The sequence below is a fragment of the Runella sp. CRIBMP genome, assembly GCF_009905605.1.
GTDB lineage: Bacteria > Bacteroidota > Bacteroidia > Cytophagales > Spirosomataceae > Runella.
Genome location: NZ_JAAAKZ010000024.1, coordinates 25,551 through 42,365, shown reverse-complemented (window position 1 = coordinate 42,365; position 16,815 = coordinate 25,551). Strand labels below are relative to the sequence as shown.

Sequence of the window (16,815 nt, the reverse complement as noted above, 5' to 3'; positions counted from 1 at the left end):
TACTAGTGCATTTTCCGAAATGCCGCCAGTCCGCCTTTTAGGTTTTTCAGATTCATAAAACCTTGCTGTTCACGCAGTTGTTGAATGGCTTTTTGGCTCCTCATTCCGCTTTGACAGTGAATAACAACCATTTTTTCGCGACTTATTTGACCCGTAAAATCCGTCAACACCGACAGAGGCATCAACTCTCCACCCAGGTTATCAACGGCGTATTCATTGGCCTCACGCACATCTATCAACTGAAAATCAAGGTTGTTTTTCAGCATCTCAGCCAGTTGCTCGGGTGTAACTTCCATTTCCCAATCTGGAGTTTTTATGCCGCAAAATTCATCATAATCAATCAATTTGTCAATGATAAAACGCGCGGGCAAACGGGGTATTTTTATAATTCTGGTCGTCAAGGTAAGGGCATCCATGACAAACAATTTACCCACCAATGGCTCGCCAATACCCGCCAAGAGTTTAATGGCTTCGTTGGCTTGCAAACTCCCAATGATGCCCGGCAAAACGCCCAAAACCCCCGCTTCGGCGCAGTTGGGCGCAAGTTCGGGAGGTGGTGGGGTGGGAAATAAATCGCGGTAGTTCGGGCTATTTTGGTAGTTGAATATGGCAACTTGCCCTTCAAAACGATAAATAGCCCCATAAATAAGCGGTTTGTTCAACAGCAGACAGGCGTCATTTACCAAATAGCGCGTCGGAAAATTATCTGAGCCGTCAATAATGAGATCGTATTTTTCTAAAATGCCAAGTGCATTTTTAGACGTAAGCTGCTCAAAATAAGGCTCAATCGTACAAAAAGGATTCAGGGATTGCAAGCGTTTGGCAGTTTCTTCCACTTTGGCCTTGCCGATTGATTCTGTTCCGTACAAAATTTGCCGCTGAAGGTTGCTTTCATCAACCCGGTCACCGTCAATAATGCCGAGCGTGCCCACACCAGCGGCTGCCAAATACAATAAAATCGGGCTACCCAGTCCCCCGCATCCAATCACCAGCACCCGCGCCGCTTTCAGCCGTTCTTGTCCTGCCAACCCAAATTCAGGAATCAGTAAATGGCGATTATAACGACCTAATTCGTCCGTAGTCAGCATTTGTTAAATTTTGTTAAGACCCCTATTAAACCTTCTGGCAAAGATTTTTCTCTAAGCTAACGTACAAAAGCCTAAGCAGTCACAAAACAAATGTTAAACCTTAAACTAAAAGTTCCATGAAAATCAAAATGTCTTGGAAAAGCCTGACCGCTACCGCTGGGGTAGCGTTGATGTTGATTGCCTGTAACAAAGAAAACACCGGCCCGACGCCCGAAGAAGAAATCATTGCCGCCGAAGACAATCAGTCAATTATTGACGAAACAGAAGCGGTTTTTACGTACAATGATGAACTATTCGGGGGGCTTTCTTCGCTTCGAGAGTCAGCCGAAACTGGCACCGACAGCGTTGGAAACCCAGGAAAACGCCCACTCAAGGCCGACAAATGCGCGACCGTTTCCCGCAGCGAATCCAACGGTATTATTACCATCGTGGTTGATTATGGTACCGCCAAACAATGCGAAGGCCGAAAAGTAGGCGGCAAAATGACCATTCAGATCCCCGTAAAACCGCCAAGAGATGCATCTGGCTTGTTTACCCAAAACATTACGTACGAAAATTTCCAGCGTGGCCCACGCATTATCAATGGAAAACATACCATCAACTTAGCACTTGAAAACGGCCGTGTGGTAACCAAAGAGGACTTTACCGAAACCACCATCACCACCGAAGACGGTAAGACGATTACTTTCAGCAGTACCAAAACCCGAAAAGAAGACGCCAAAGGCACTCCGCTCAACCGTGCCGATGACGAAATCCTCGTTACGGGCAGCACCACCGCCACGGGCAGCGATGGCAAAACGTTCAAATCAACCATCACAAAGGTTCTCATTACAAAGGTAGCCTGCCGAGGCACAGGCGGAATTTTCCCCGTGTCGGGTACCATTGAGATTGAACGCCCCGACAAACCCAAAACGGTGGTTGATTACGGCGACGGCACCTGCGACCGCACTTACACTGTTACCTCCGACGGAAAAACCATCACTAAGAGCCGTAAATAAGCGCTGAGTAATAGGCACTATAGACCAGTTTTTTTGTTTGACAACCGCCTTGTTTTTGTCGGTTGTCAAACAAAAAACATCAATCTTTTATCTTTACTTTATTTTCTGCTCTTTTACCGAAGCCCCCACCGCAGGGTTACACGCCCGCGTCTCGGCCAGAAATACGCTTCCCTGTTCCGCCAAAAAACCTGCCTGCAAATTCACCGTTATTCCCGCCCGATACACCACGTTGGCACCCGACTGAATTTTATTGGTTGCGGTTACCACTTGAGTAGCCTCATAAACCTTGTTTTGCCCGTTTGCAATCGGATTTGTAAGGGTATATTGGTGAGGACATAGTACTTCAAACGTTTGCTCAGTAAAGGCTCCATTTTGAGTGTAGGTTCCCTGATAAAAAGCCCTGACCCGGACCGTACCACCGTCGCCAGTCAAGGTTACCGTATTTCCTGACAAAGTTGCGGGGCCCGAAATCAGCAAATACTGGATAGTTCCCCCCGCAGGCATCGTACTTGCAGTGAGGGTAAAAGGGGGTTCAGTCGCCTGTTTATCAGAAATATCAGTAAAGGCAATACTATAATTAACAATGCTGCGATTTACGTCAAATATCCTTTCAACTGGCAGCGCGGGGCGGTAGGTGCCATTGCCGTGCTGCGTTGCCCTTAGTTCAACCTTTCCCGGTTTTCCAGTCAGGGTGACCGTATTGCCGATAACGTACGCTGGCCCTGAGGTAACGAAGTAATTAACGGGCATTGCTCCTACTGAAGAACTGGCCGAGGCCATCAGCGTATTGGTGGTTGTATTTAATGTAATGTTTTGATTCGGAATCGGGCTAAAACTGAGGGTCTGAGCTGACCCACTACACGCCACTTCAATGTCTTTACGCAAGGTCGTTGATAATCCTTCTGGGTCTGTCACCGTCAGGTAAATACGGTACCAGTACGTCGCATCTCCTACTTCACAAGTCAAGGCGTCCAAAGTTGTATTGATTGAATTGCCCACTAATGCGGGATTGCGATGCTCATGTCCATTATGAGCCAAGCCCACAATCCAACTAAACGTAAGACTGTCGGCAGGCGACTGGGCATCAGACGCCGTTGCTGACAAAGTCAAGGGATACAACTGCCCCTCAGGAATTTGAATCAAATTATCCAAACTACTACTTTCAATCACAGGCGGAGTATTGTTGACATAAATATAGATGGAATCGCTACTACTCAGTGCCCCGCTTCCGCCTGCGTTGTCTTTCACGGTCAATTTTACCTTGTATTTTTTTCGCGTATTGGCGGGAGGCCTAAAAACATAGTGGGGTGCTAAACCTGTACTAAAAGCCGCTCCATCGTCTATTTTCCATTCGTAGGTTAAGGCTGTTGCTTCTGGGTCGTATGATTTTATGGCCGTAAATGCCACGGGCAACGGCGATATACCAGCGGCAGTATCGGCCTCTATTTTTGCAATGGGGGGAATATTGCCAGTGTTATAACTTAAACGATGTATTTCATCGCAGGGCAGGCCATTTCCCGTCACATAATATAGTCCCTGATCAGAACTATTGTAGGCCAAATGCACTATCTGATAGGTAGTGCTCATAAAATGGGTGATAGAGGCTGGTTCGTAATTTTGATTCAGCTTCAAGACCCGAATCCATTTACCCCCAAAATCGGCCATAAATAATGCATTTTGGTACGCCGCTGGAAAATTAGTTCCTGCATAAAAAGTCCCTCCCATCGTAGAGTTTCCCGTAAATGTGGGTCCTGTGTACGGAAAAGACGGGGTGCCAATCTGAATTTTTGTCGTTTGATTCAGGCACACATTTGCGGCGGTTGATAGCTCTCGGTATTCTAAAATAGGTTTGCGGTAAGTAGCTGGGTCATAGGTTAAATTATCATAATCGAAATTTACCCGGTCAATGCCTTCATAACGCGGCCAACCAAAATTTTGATTAGGTCCAGTCACGGTATTGATTTCTTCGCGGGTAGTGTTTCCCACATCGCCAATCACCAATACTCCCGGGCTTGCATCTTCTGGATGGTGGCTCCCTGTACCCGGAATTAAGTTCATTTTAAACGGATTTCGCAGGCCTTTGGCCCAAAGACGAGAAGCTGGCGCTCGCGGAGTAGCTGAATTATACAGTGGATTTGAGGGAATTCCGTTTCCAGTAGCGGGGTCAATACGAAGCACTTTTCCATTATGTGAATCATCGCGCTGGGAGCGGTAAGCTCCGATATTATGCTCAGCCGTGATAACCCCCGCATTGATTGCTAACTGATAACTACCCCGGTTGCCCTCGTCTACGCCCGCCGAAGCCCCGTCGCCTGTTGAAACCAAAAGCGTACCATCACTGCCAAAAACGAGCGAGCCGCCAGCGTGGTTAATGCTGATAATCGGTATTCCATCAGCAGGGCTTGTTCCGATCAACACCAATCGACTATTGGGATTCACGGTTGTAAAACTTGGACTTGCTCCAAGGTCTGCGGTGTAACGGGTCACCCTAACAATCGACCCCGTTTGCTCTGGTCCATCGCCGCCATCCGTGCCATTCAATAAAAACTGGCGATTAACCGCGTACATAAGATAAAAGTAGCCATTTGTCAGAAAATCAGGATCTAGCACCAGCGATACTAGTCCTAAATCACTGTTATTAAGCACTTCACCTGAAATATCTAGCAGCAAATATTTTTGTTGAAATGTGCCGTTTGCTGCAAATCGAAGGGCCCATACTTTTCCGCTACTTTCACAGGCATACATTTGTCCAGCTGCATCAAAAGTCACTCCTATGAGATTCGCAAGACCCACATCAACTCCACCTTTCACCTTCAGTTGGTCCTGAAAACCAGACGGTTGGGCATAGGTGCAAATACCCAAAAATATCCACCCTACCAATATACCCGCAAGAATCAATCGGCAATTCATCCCCATATTTTTATCCAATAAAGCCATTTCTTTTATCTAATGCGTTGTTTTGCAAAACTTCACAAAATAAAATGATAAATTCTTAATGAAGAATAATACCTCCAAAAGATAATGGCAGGCCACTGGAGAATTTAGGGACAAAAAAAATGGTTTTTAAGCATTATGCTCAAAAACCATTTAGGCAAAAGGTACTTAATGAAGGGTGGGTTAATAATTCACTAGTTGAGTAAACTTTTTTACGTTGTCGGCGAGTTGGGCTACCGCTCCCAGCACAATGATGGCGGGGGAGCCTATGCCTTCAGCCTGTACAAGTTGTAGAATATTTCCAACTTTGCCCGTCACAATTTTTTCATCAGGGCGCGTACCGTTTTGGATAATGGCCACGGGTAATTCGAGCTTACCGAGTTGGGCGTAGGTTTCTACTATCTCTGAAAGTTTGTGCATCCCCATCAATACCACCACCGTGGCCGACGATTGTGCCGCGAGGGCCAAATCATTCGAGAGTTTGTGGTCTTTGGTAGTGCCCGTCACCACCCAAAAACTCTCGCTCAGGCCGCGAGTGGTCAGCGGTATGCCAGCCAAGGCAGGAACGGCATAACTGCTCGAAATACCCGGCACCACCTGTGTTTCGATGCCGTGGCGCTGCGCGTATTCCAATTCTTCATACCCTCTACCAAAAATAAACGGGTCGCCGCCTTTAAGGCGAACTACGTGGCCATATTGCTGGGCATATTCTACAATCAAATGATTAATTACATCCTGATTACAACTATGCTGGGCAAAGCGCTTTCCGACGTTGACAATGATACATTCGGGCTTGCAATACTCCAACAACTCAGTGCTTGCCAGCGCATCATGTAGTACCACATCCGCAGATTTTAGGGCTTTAATACCTTTGAGGGTTATTAAATCCGGGTCACCCGGTCCCGCACCTATGAGCGTAACTTTCATATCTTAGCTATCTTTTCCAAATTCTACCAGCGCTAATTCAGGCTCACCTTCGCTCTCCAATTGTTGCTGACGAATTTGATTTACTTTTCCAATAAAATGCGCGGCTTTGGCCACAAACCCTTCGGCAAACTCCTGCGTGGGTTCGTTCTTATTGATACTGAATACCAACTCTTTAAACGAAACCCCTTCGGAAAGATCATTAAACTCAGCGCCAAAATGCTCGTCAAAATCCTTCACAATGCCGTATTGTGTATTGGTCGCCACTCCTTTGCTCACCAATAATGCTTTGGCACCCGTTACAAATACGTTGTAAGCGTGATAAATGGCATCGGCCCAAATTTTCTTTTCGAGGTTTTCATGGGCCCAGCTAAGTTTGTCGTTGGCCTCAATAATCGTCGTAGCCACCAAATCAATCAACACGCTGGCGCACTCGCCCACCCCTACTTCGGTTTGGAAAGGCTCTTCGTGGTCCCAATCTACGTAATCACTGCTAACTACCGTGGTCAAATCAGCCAACGGTTTGAGCATGGAATAAAAATATTTGTTGCCCTGACGCAGGAAATAATCATTGTAATATTCTCCCTCAAAGGCGTTGGTTTCATAATCGTTCAACAACGTCCGTAAAGCCGCAGGGCCACGTTTGGTGGGAAGTTTGATGACTTTGTCGCCCATCATTCCTTCACCCGCTCCATTGAAGCCTCCACCCAACAAAACCTGCAATGCGGGCAATACGAGTTTGCCGTTTTTGATGGAACTGCCATGAAAACCAATGTTGCAGGCACTGTGTTGGCCACAGCCATTCATACAACCGCTGATTTTGATTTTGATGTCGTTGTTGTAAATAATATCAGGAAACTCTTCCTTCATCATCGTTTCCAACACACGGGTAATACCGTAGCTGCTCGAAATCGCCAGATTACAAGTATCGGTACCTGGGCAAGTGGTAATGTCAGCCGTGGTATCAAAACCAGGTTCTGCCAAGCCCAATTCATTGAGTTTTGCATAAACAGCGGGCAAATCTTCAGCTTTCACAAAACGAAGAATATACCCCTGATTGACCGTTACCCGAATATCATCGGCGGCGTATTCACGTACGATGTCTGCCAATTTACGCGCGGTGGATGAGTGCATATCACCCAACAACACCCGCAATTGTACGGCGTACCAGCCTTTTTGTTTTTGTTCAAAAACGTTGGTCTTAAGCCAATGCACGTAAGGGCTGTTTTGTTCGGACTCGGCGGCAATCAAATCTTCGCGGGTTAGCTTGCTTTCATTTGCCTTTAATAAATCATTTGCCGCAAAGGCCAAAGGCTCAATGGCATATTCTTTGTTTTTAAGGGCCTTTTGCTCCTCTTCTACCCTTTTTAAAAACTCCTCCAAACCAATATCAGCCAACAAAAACTTCATGCGCGCTTTATGGCGACGTACGCGCTCGCCATAGCGGTCAAATACCCGAATCACAGATTCGATAAACGGAATCACGAATTGTTCTTCCAAAAACTCATGGGCTACCTTGGCCAAAAGCGGTTGCGCGCCTAATCCTCCACCCACCAACACCTTAAAGCCGTTGATTTGGGTGCCATCTTCGGCGAGCTTCGCTACTGGAATCAACCCTACATCGTGCATAAATGCATAGGCCGAATCTTTCGCAGATGATGACACCGCAATTTTAAACTTACGACCCATGTCCTGACAAATCGGATTGCGCAGGAAGTACTCAAAAATAGCATGGGCGTGGGGCGTAACATCAAAAGGCTCTTCGGGGTCAACACCCGCCCGCGCGGAGGCCGTTACGTTACGAACGGTGTTGCCGCAGGCTTCGCGCAAGGTAATATTTGCATCTTCCAACTCCGCCCAAAGCGCTGGTGAATCTGCCAATTTCACAAAGTGAAGTTGAATGTCCTGACGTGTAGTTGCGTGCAGGTTTCCTGTGGCATATTTATCGGAGCAATCGGCAATGCGTACCAGCTGGTCGGCCGTGATACGCCCGTAAGGCAATTTGATGCGAATCATCTGCACTCCGGGCTGACGCTGTCCGTATACCCCACGGGCCAGACGAAACTTACGAAACGCTTCTTCGGGTACTTCACCGCTGCGAAATACACTAATTTTACTTTCCAGCTCCAATATATCGCGACGGGCGGCTTCGCTAACGTTTGGTGAGAATGGGATTGTCATAGTACCTATATTCTATCGACTTAATATTTTTATTTTTAAACGTAAAAAGGCTTTTAGAGCCTTTGGAGTAATAGTTTTGGAGATTCCCTACAGTTATATTATTAAATTATAGGTGACTCAATCCTATTGAATTACTATTGTTATGCAAATTTGGTTGATGCTCAGCTAAAATCCTAATCAAGAATCATAAAAAAAAGAATAGGCCATAACCGAAAGTTATCTCTTTTGGTTATGGCCTATTCTACAAGGTGCTAAAAGTGCTATTGGTCTAATACTTCACAAGCCGTTTTCGGTCAACGAAGTCACCTAACTGCAGGTCAATAAAGTAAGAACCCGCGGGGTACATGCGAACATTGATAGACTGACGGAATAAATCGCTGGTTTTCTCAAATTCGCCCCGCCAAACTTCCTGCCCAGTGATGCTTCGCACTCGAAGCGTAACCTTTCCTCTCAACCCATTGGTAAAGCTGACCTCGGCGACTCCATCCGTAGGGTTGGGACTGATAGTAAAATCTTTTTCGGGCAATGTTTCATTGGATAAAATCTGGACATTGCGCACGTAAATAGTGGCACTGGCTGAATCCAAGCACACGTCAGAGCCCGTCCCTTTGACCAGATACGTAAGCGTACGACTTGGACGGGCAATTACCTGCGGCCCGAGCGTCGCACTGAGTCCCTCAGAAGGCGACCAATTGATGACCGATGCACCCCGGGCCTGCAGCGTTACGGCTTCGCCGGGATTAATAAACTGCGCCGAAGCCTGTATTTGAACCGAAGCTTTCATCCCTACCTGTGCAGTAATGTTATGTGCCACGTTAAGACCCGTACGGACAATGTAGCGATCCCAGTTTCCGCTTGAATTTCTCTCCCACGAGGTCGCATTGAGCGACTCCCCATTGAGGGTAGTCGTGAGCGCAACGGTATCTCCCGCTACGTAATCCAATTCAATGCCAATCAAGAATGACAAGTTATTTTGGCGCGACAAATCAATATTTTGGTCAAACACCACGGTGGTAGCACGGTTGTTTCGAACATCATCCAAAATCCGTCGAAGCGGAACCTCCTTGGTCGTTAATTCAGAACCCGGTCCTCCCTGAAAACCGCGTGCATTCCATACTTTCACCCGCACAACTGCCTCTGTTTCATTTCCTCTGGCGGCTTTTGCCACGCCAAATTTAAGCGAAGCCCCCCGCAAGTTGGTATAGCCAAGCGTGTTGGGGAACAGTTCGGCCACGGCCTGCGTTCGTCGACTGTTTTGCCCCGATACATATCCCGTGCCCGTCGATTGTCGAATGACCGTGCCTGTACCCGTAAAATTGGTTACGGTAGCACACAACCCTGCATTTACAACTTCAATGTACTGTGTTTTTGTCAACGGTGCAGAAGCCCCCGACGCATTTGAAACCGTAAGCGTCACTTTAAACTTGCCCGCAGTTCGGTAGGTTACCGTTGGATTTTGCTCGGTAGCAACCGCGGGGTCTCCACCTTCAAACTCCCACTGCCAAGCCGTTGGGAAATTGGTAGATAAATCCGTAAATTTTACTTGTGCTCCCAACAATACGACACGGTTTTCTGCTTCAAAGTTGGGTGTAGGCCTTCCCACCACCAACTGGCCACACACATTAGAAGTCAATAAACTAGCGCGTCGAGGGCTTATTTCCATCACCGCCCGCATCCGAGTTTTCTGGTCTCTGGTAAAGATATTAAAACACGCATCATCTGAATAATCCATGTAGTTTTCCACCATGTTGGCGGTTCCGCAACTCATCCGTCCTTTCTGGCAACCACGGCTTTCAGAGGCCTGAGAAGGTGTATCCGCACAAAAATCGTCGCCGCAGTTAGAATCGCCCCAGATATGGCGCAGCCCCAACCAGTGTCCAGTTTCGTGCGTGAGGGTACGTCCTAAATTATAGGGCGCTCGCAGAAGGGAGAAATTTCCTTTTTGGGCATTTCCAAAATTAGCATAGTTTATCACGACCCCATCGGTACTGGCTGCGCCACCGCTTCCCGGAATCCCCGAAAGGTTGGAATTGCTTGGAAATTGGGCATAACCGAGGAGATTATCATCCTGAGCAGCAAAGTCCAACACCCAAATGTTGTAGTACTTGTTGGGGTCCCATGAGGTCGTGGGCTTCAACGAACCTTCAATGTCGTTCCGCGCCCAGTTGGTACGGTTGCCGTTTACGCGGTCAATGCCTGGCTCGGCCATGCGCTGCCCCTGGGGGTTAAATTGAGCCAAACAAAACTCTATTTCAATATCTGCTCCGCGCGAGTCGCTGTTAAAACCATTGGTATTGACCCGACGTCGAAAATCCTCGTTAAGGGTTTCAATTTGGGCCTGCACCTGCGCCTGACTTATATTTCGACCCGTCCCGATGGCTTCCCCACTGTGAATCACGTGGACAACAATTGGAATCGTAATAATCTCGGCCGCTCCCCTTCCAGAAGCCATACGGGCTTTGATTTGAACCATTTTTCGCTGCAAATCCCGCTCAAACTCATCCAACGAGCCTTCCGAAGGATTCCGCAGTCGCAGCAAACTGTCCATTTCCATCGTAGCGCAGGGTTCTGTGCGGCGCTGCGCTTGGGCAAAAAAAGATAAAAGCACCAACAGGCTTAAAAAGGCGCGAGTACATATTTTCAACATGCTACTTACTGCTTGAAGTGAATGAGAAACGGTAACTGGCATCAATATCTCCAAAATAATACTCCAGTACCAGTGAATTTTCGGTCAACGTTTTGATAACAAAAGGCAGTTTGAATCCGCCGAATATACGCGGAATCCCTATCTCAAGGGTAGCGTTGGCATTGGTCAATTGCCATACATCCGTGATTAAAATTTCTGGCTCAGTCGTGCGGCATTTGGTGGCGCCGTTGCTGTACTCCATTTTTTTCTCCTCGTTGGCATAAAATACAAATTGATCATCCAACTCGCATGGATCCAACACTTGATTCCCAGGCAATTCAAACGGGTCTTTTTCATCAATGATGGTCAGCGAGCTCAGCACCCACGCTTTCTTTTCGGTCCCTGTCAGCAATTGCGTATAAGTCAACGGCTTAGGTTCAATTTTTTCAGAACAACTACTGCTCAACACAGCCAGCAGGCCAAAAATGGCAGTATAGCGAATATAGGTTTTCATTTTTTTGCGATTTTCAGAGAACAATTCAGTTAGCATCCACCCTACTGCGGCACATAAATCAACGGTAGGTTAATAATACTGTCTTTTCTATTACTTAGTTTGTAGACTTTCATTCTAATGCTGAGGCTGATTTGCTTATTGACTGGATTCCACACACCCGTTCCGGAGAGGGTATCGTAGCCACTCGCAAACTGCGGAATCACTTGTTGCGGAATGGTGAGTGTGTTGTTTCCATTGTCAATAAAATCAAGCGTAGGGCGCTCCGCTTGAAACCCAACGGGGCTGTCCCAATTGAAAAACTGCGGGAAGCCTAACAAACCTACATTGATATTGGAAATCGTATACCGCTTGCAATCTGCGCTGGAAATTTCAATATCTGCCAACTGAAAGGCCTGATTCCCCACGGGCAGTCGGCCTGTATAAATGCCATCCATAATACAAGCATCACGAATGGTAAAAACCATCTTATTGCCTAAACCTCCCTCACCAAATCCAACCTTAATTTTATCGCTGGGCGAAACGCCAGCAATGGTAAATTCAATGGTGCTGGATTCCAGAATATTATTGGCATTGTTGAGGAGGTACAGCGTAATCTCACCAAAACTCTGATTTACGGGGATAATCACAGTGCCCTTGTTTCCTTCAATTCGATAATCGCGGCCTTCGCGCGCGGTTCCACCGATGGTATATTGAACGTTGATGGACTCATTGAGCACCTTACCTCCGTTATGCACCCGAATTTTGATGGCCTTAGAATAGCTCTCCTTAAAACTCAACGTGGAATCCGTAAAGCGTACGAAATTTGCTCCTTCGTAAATGATCCTTTGTTCTTCACAGCCTGATAACCAAAGCCCCGCCAAAAGAGTCACTACCAACGCTGTTAAATGAGAAAATGTGTATTTAGTATTTTTCATATTCAATTTTTTTTCCGAAAACGTCATATCAAATCAAGCCTTCTGTTTGGCTTAATAGCCAGGGTTCTGCTGTCCTACCAACGAAGGGTTGCGTTGGATTTCGGTCTGAGGAATAGGCCACAGTTCGTATTTTGAGGTCCAGTTTGGCGAAAAAGCCGACATAACCACCTGCGCACGCCCAGTACGTACCAAGTCATACCAGCGGTGGCCTTCAAAAGCCAATTCATACAATCTCTCCCGCTCAACCAATAAAAGCGCTTCTGCCTGGGTAGCCGTTGTAAGCAGCGTAGGCTTATCGGCAGCTGCCGAGTTTTTACCAGCCCGCGTACGTAAAATATTCAAATCATTCAGCGCGCCTGAAGTTCCCGTAATTCTTCCCTGCTGTGCCCTTGCTTCGGCTCGAATGAGGTACATTTCGCCCAGTCGAAAAATCACAATGTTGTTGTTATCCTCATCGGGGGTGCCGTATTTACGAACACTCCAGCCGTTGTCTCCCCCTCCCTGCTCATTAAAATCAAAATCTACGGTTGCTTCCCTTTCGCCCGCATCGCGTGAGATGATTTGGGTAATAAACTGGTTAGAAGGAATTACTTCCCGGCGACCCACCAACAGATTATTGAGGCCAAAAGCACTCGTACCGGGGTCGTCGGAAGCGGTATAGCCTACTTCAAAAATAGATTCATTGTTAAAGTCTTCAGAAACCACATCCGAATAATTGACCAATTCATAAGCAGTAGAATTAATCACAGTTGTAGCCAAAGCCTCGGCCTGAGCCCAGTTTTTTTGGTACAGATAAAAACGCGCCAAAGCTGCCCGTGCGGCGTTTTTAGTGGCATAGCCTGCAAAAACGGGGCGCCCATCAGTAGGACTTCCTTCGGGCAAATCGGTCAGGGCCGCCTGAAAATCAGCCAATACACTTTCCATGATGGTCTCCTTACTTGCCTTTGAGACCGTTTTATTTACATCAATATCAGTCGAGGTAACATTCGGAATACCCCCAAAGGTAGTAGCACCGATAAAATTGGCCATGCCACGCAAAAAACGGGCTTCAGCCGTGACCGTTTTACGCTGCGCTTCACGTACGCCAGGCACAGAAGGCAGTTTTTCGAGCAAAAAATTACAGACGTAAATCGTGTTAAAAACACCGCCCCACAGCGCCCCTGCTACACCATTGGCAGAGGTAATCTGCTTGTTGCCCAACTCCTGATAATCCGTAAACGTACCGTTATGCTGAATATAATCAGCGGTAAAATCCCCTACAATCACTTTTGGCGCGGCAGTACCTCTAAAGGCGGCATAGGCTCCCAAACGTACCGTAGCTACATCACTGGCTTGGTTTAGCACAAACTGGTCGGCCAAGATATCTATCGGTCGCGGTTCCAGAACTTCCCTGCAACTGCTTAACCATAAACCCATCGCCATAACCAAAGAAATATGATATTTATTCATTTTTGACACCATTGAAACATTGTGTGAAGAAATCGGATGTGTGTTTTAGAAACCAATTGTTAACCCTACCGTTATGTTGCGGGTTTGGGGTAACGTAAAAAAGTCAATACCCTGCGCAGAAGTAGACCCATCCAACGTACTTACTTCAGGATCGGCACCTGAGTAAGCCGTTAAGGTCCAAAGATTGATGGCCGAAGCGTACAGGCGGGCCGTTCTGACTTTGACTTTATTCAGCCACCGCGAAGGGAAATTGTAACCCACCGCCACATTCTTGAGGCGTAGATAAGAACCGTCTTCCAGAAAACGACTGCTATGAAAGTTATTGTAAGTATTGCCCAATTCGTAGCGCGGCACATCCGTTACATCGCCAGGTTTTTGCCATCTTCTCAGAGCCGCTCTTACCTGATTGTTTTCGAGGTTGGCTCCGTTATCGAGAAGCGTTACATTAGAAAAATTCAGGATTTTGTTGCCGTACATAAATTGGAGAAATACACTCAAATCAAAATTCCCCCACGTAACGCGGTTAGTAAGCCCTCCTACCAGCAGCGGTTGGGCGTTGCCAATCACCTGAGCATCATCAGGGCTGATTTTTCCATCCTTATTAAAGTCTTCGTAGAGGGCGTCGCCAGTGGCTACATCTACCCCCTGAAATTTAAGCCCCCAGAAAGTTCCGAGCGGCTGGCCTGGCAAAATCACATTGGTTGCACTGACTCCGTTGGCGGTATATCCCCGGAAGAGTGGTTGATCATCGACCAATTCCAATACTTTGTTTTGGTTATGCGAGATATTAAAGTCAGTATTCCAACGAAGCCCTTGGTTGGCACTACGGTCGATGTTGACCGTCGAAATCGTCAGCTCTAATCCACGGTTAGAGATAGAGCCGATATTTCCTTGAAAACCGCCAAAACCAGTGGTAAGCGGTAGCGGCTGATTAAACAAAAGATTGTCCGTAACGTTATCATAAGCTTCCATGATCACACTCAATCGACCACTCCACAGCGAAACATCCAAGCCTACGTTGGCTTCACGGGTACGTTCCCATTGCAAAAGCGGGTTGTTGAGGTTGTTGGGACTCACCCCCGTGGCACCACTGTACGTAGATGCCGCCCAAGTACCAAGGTAAGTAAAGTTTCCGATGCGTTCGTTACCCGTGTATCCATAGCTTCCTCTCAGCTTCAAGTCCTGAATAAATTCCAATGATTTCATCCAAGGCTCTTCCGAAACCCGCCACCCGAGCGAAAGAGAAGGAAAATAACCAAAGCGACGATTAGGCCCAAAACGCGATGAACCATCGTAACGTGAGGTAAACGTAAACAAGTACTTTTCCATGTAATCGTACCGTACTTCACCAAAACCCGAGATAAGGCCATTTTGGGCAAAGCCCGAACCTGCCGCATCCTGTACCCCCGATGAATTGATATAGGTAAAGTCGTCGCTTGGAAAAATACGACCAGAAGCAAAAGAACTCCGATTTTTAGTCTGGAGAATTTCCGTTCCGAGCATGGTATTGAAGTGGTGCTTACCCCCCAAATCAAAAAGATAGGTAAGTGTGTTGGAGTTCAAAATCGTAAAGAGCGTATTGGTAATATACACACCATAACCCTGACCACCGATGGCGGGCAAAAAGCCTCCGATAGCCGTAGCAGATGATTCATACTGGTCTTCTTCGGAGTTGTTGTAATCTAAACTCAATTTACTATTGAGTTTTAAGTTTTTGATAATTTCGTATTGCCCGCTGACCCCCGCGAGGATTTTGGTGCCGTAGGTGCGGAAACGCGGCAACACCGCCTGCGCTACGGGATTGAAGTTAGGAAATCCTGCATAATTCGGGTCGCCAGGCGTGTAGAGTTTTCCTTGCTCGTTGTAAGGAACAAAATAGGGCAAGCTTTTAATCGCCCCTGAATAAACCCCGTCCAAAAAATTATCGCCTTTTACGCGGTCATTGGTCGTAAAGCCCAGCGACATATTGGTGCTGATGGTTAATTTTTGACTGGCTTTGTGGTCCACATTGAGCGCACCTGAGTAGCGGGTAAAACGGTTGTTGAGCTGAACCCCTTCTTCATCCCGCAAACCACCGCTGAGATAAAAACGCGTTTTGTCGTTTCCTCCCGTGGCCGAAATTTGATACTGCTGATAAATTCCACGGCGCAAGATGGCATCCAACCAATCAGTATTAACACCGTCGGTGACCCCCGAAATCAGTCCACGTTGGTCGGGGTCTTGACCCGCATTGATAACGGCTTCTCGCTGCAACTGCAACAACTCTGACGAATTCAGCAAATCTACTTTCTTTATAATATCCACCACTCCGCGCTGGGCATCGAGTGTGATTGTAGTCCGGGAGTTGGCCTTTCCGCGCTTGGTCGTAATCAATACCACTCCGTTGGCGGCCCTTGAACCATAAATTGCTTTGGCGGAGGCATCTTTCAGGACTTGAATTGATTCAATATCGTTGGGGTTTACAAAAGTAAGGGTGTTGTCGTTTTGACCACCAAAACTTCGTCCCGACACCGCCTCATCCATCACTGGAATTCCATCCACCACAAACAAAGGGCGGTTAGAGGCCGAAATAGAGGTATTTCCCCGAATTCTGACCGCTACCCCTCCTCCGGGCGTTCCCGACGATTGTGTCACCTGTACACCCGCGGCCTGTCCTTGCAATGCCTGATCAAATCCTGCAATCGGAATATCCTTAAATTTGGCCGCCGAAACGGAAGTGATGGATCCAAGGATATCTTTCTTTTGGGTAGAATTATAGCCCGTTACGACTACTTCATTGAGTTGAGTCGGGTTTTCGGCGAGTTCAACATTGATAGTTGTGCGATTATTGACGTTGACCTCCTGGCTAAGCATTCCAATAAATGAAAATACCAACGTAACTTTGCCAGCAGGAATACTGATACGGTAGCTGCCGTCCGCGTCGGTATTGGCTCCCGAAGGTGCCCCCTTGAGCGTAACGTTTACACCGGGCATGGGCTGGCCGTCTGTTGCCGAAGTAACTTTTCCAGTCACAGTACGGTTTTGGGCAAACGCTCCCGTACCGAGTAGAAAAAGGCAAAAAACAATGAGTAAAGACTTTCGTAACAAATGGTTCATGTAAAAGTATTTTGAAATATAGGAATTTTCGGACGGGTTACTGGTTTGATGTAGATACTGGGCGAAAATTTAGATAAAAAATTTGGGTCAA

General features: G+C 47.0%; 10 protein-coding genes. 1 reads left to right on the top strand and 9 read right to left on the bottom strand.

Translation table 11 applies throughout. The features are described 5' to 3' along the window. Positions 1 to 2: 2 nt before the first annotated feature. Positions 3 to 1,088 (bottom strand): molybdopterin-synthase adenylyltransferase MoeB, encoded by a 1,086-nt coding sequence (gene moeB / locus GVN20_RS27530; protein ID WP_166561421.1) that lies wholly within the window; start codon positions 1,086 to 1,088, stop codon positions 3 to 5. Positions 1,089 to 1,204: 116 nt separating this feature from the next. On the opposite strand from moeB, the gene GVN20_RS27525 reads away from it, so the two are divergent. Next, positions 1,205 to 2,086 (top strand): hypothetical protein, encoded by an 882-nt coding sequence (locus tag GVN20_RS27525; RefSeq protein WP_166561420.1) that lies wholly within the window; start codon positions 1,205 to 1,207, stop codon positions 2,084 to 2,086. Positions 2,087 to 2,179: 93 nt separating this feature from the next. Here the strand turns inward: GVN20_RS27525 and GVN20_RS27520 are convergent, their stop codons facing one another. The 8 genes from GVN20_RS27520 to GVN20_RS27485 all read right to left on the bottom strand — a co-directional run bounded on the left by GVN20_RS27520 (position 2,180) and on the right by GVN20_RS27485 (position 16,724). Then, positions 2,180 to 5,023, bottom strand: a complete 2,844-nt coding sequence (locus GVN20_RS27520) for a PQQ-dependent sugar dehydrogenase (RefSeq protein ID WP_166561419.1) — start codon at positions 5,021 to 5,023, stop codon at positions 2,180 to 2,182. 180 nt (positions 5,024 to 5,203) lie between these two features. Next, complete coding sequence (gene cobA / locus GVN20_RS27515) at positions 5,204 to 5,947, bottom strand: uroporphyrinogen-III C-methyltransferase (RefSeq protein ID WP_166561418.1); 744 nt, start codon at positions 5,945 to 5,947, stop codon at positions 5,204 to 5,206. Between the two features lie 3 nt (positions 5,948 to 5,950). Next, a complete protein-coding gene (locus tag GVN20_RS27510; RefSeq protein WP_166561417.1) occupies positions 5,951 to 8,125 on the bottom strand; it encodes a HEPN domain-containing protein in 2,175 nt (724 codons plus the stop codon). A gap of 268 nt (positions 8,126 to 8,393) precedes the next feature. Continuing rightward, positions 8,394 to 10,772: a M43 family zinc metalloprotease gene (locus GVN20_RS27505; RefSeq protein ID WP_166561416.1), complete on the bottom strand. Its 2,379-nt coding sequence runs from the start codon at positions 10,770 to 10,772 to the stop codon at positions 8,394 to 8,396. A 1-nt stretch (position 10,773) separates the two neighbouring features. Continuing rightward, a complete protein-coding gene (locus tag GVN20_RS27500) occupies positions 10,774 to 11,265 on the bottom strand; it encodes a lipocalin family protein (RefSeq protein WP_166561415.1) in 492 nt (163 codons plus the stop codon). Positions 11,266 to 11,306: 41 nt separating this feature from the next. Next, entirely contained in the window at positions 11,307 to 12,179 is an 873-nt protein-coding gene (locus GVN20_RS27495) for a hypothetical protein (protein ID WP_166561414.1), read from the bottom strand. A gap of 51 nt (positions 12,180 to 12,230) precedes the next feature. Continuing rightward, positions 12,231 to 13,628: a RagB/SusD family nutrient uptake outer membrane protein gene (locus GVN20_RS27490; protein WP_229599210.1), complete on the bottom strand. Its 1,398-nt coding sequence runs from the start codon at positions 13,626 to 13,628 to the stop codon at positions 12,231 to 12,233. A 45-nt stretch (positions 13,629 to 13,673) separates the two neighbouring features. Beyond that, the gene (locus tag GVN20_RS27485) at positions 13,674 to 16,724 is read right to left on the bottom strand and encodes a TonB-dependent receptor (RefSeq protein WP_166561412.1); all 3,051 of its coding nucleotides are present in this window, start codon (positions 16,722 to 16,724) and stop codon (positions 13,674 to 13,676) included. Positions 16,725 to 16,815 lie beyond the last annotated feature (91 nt).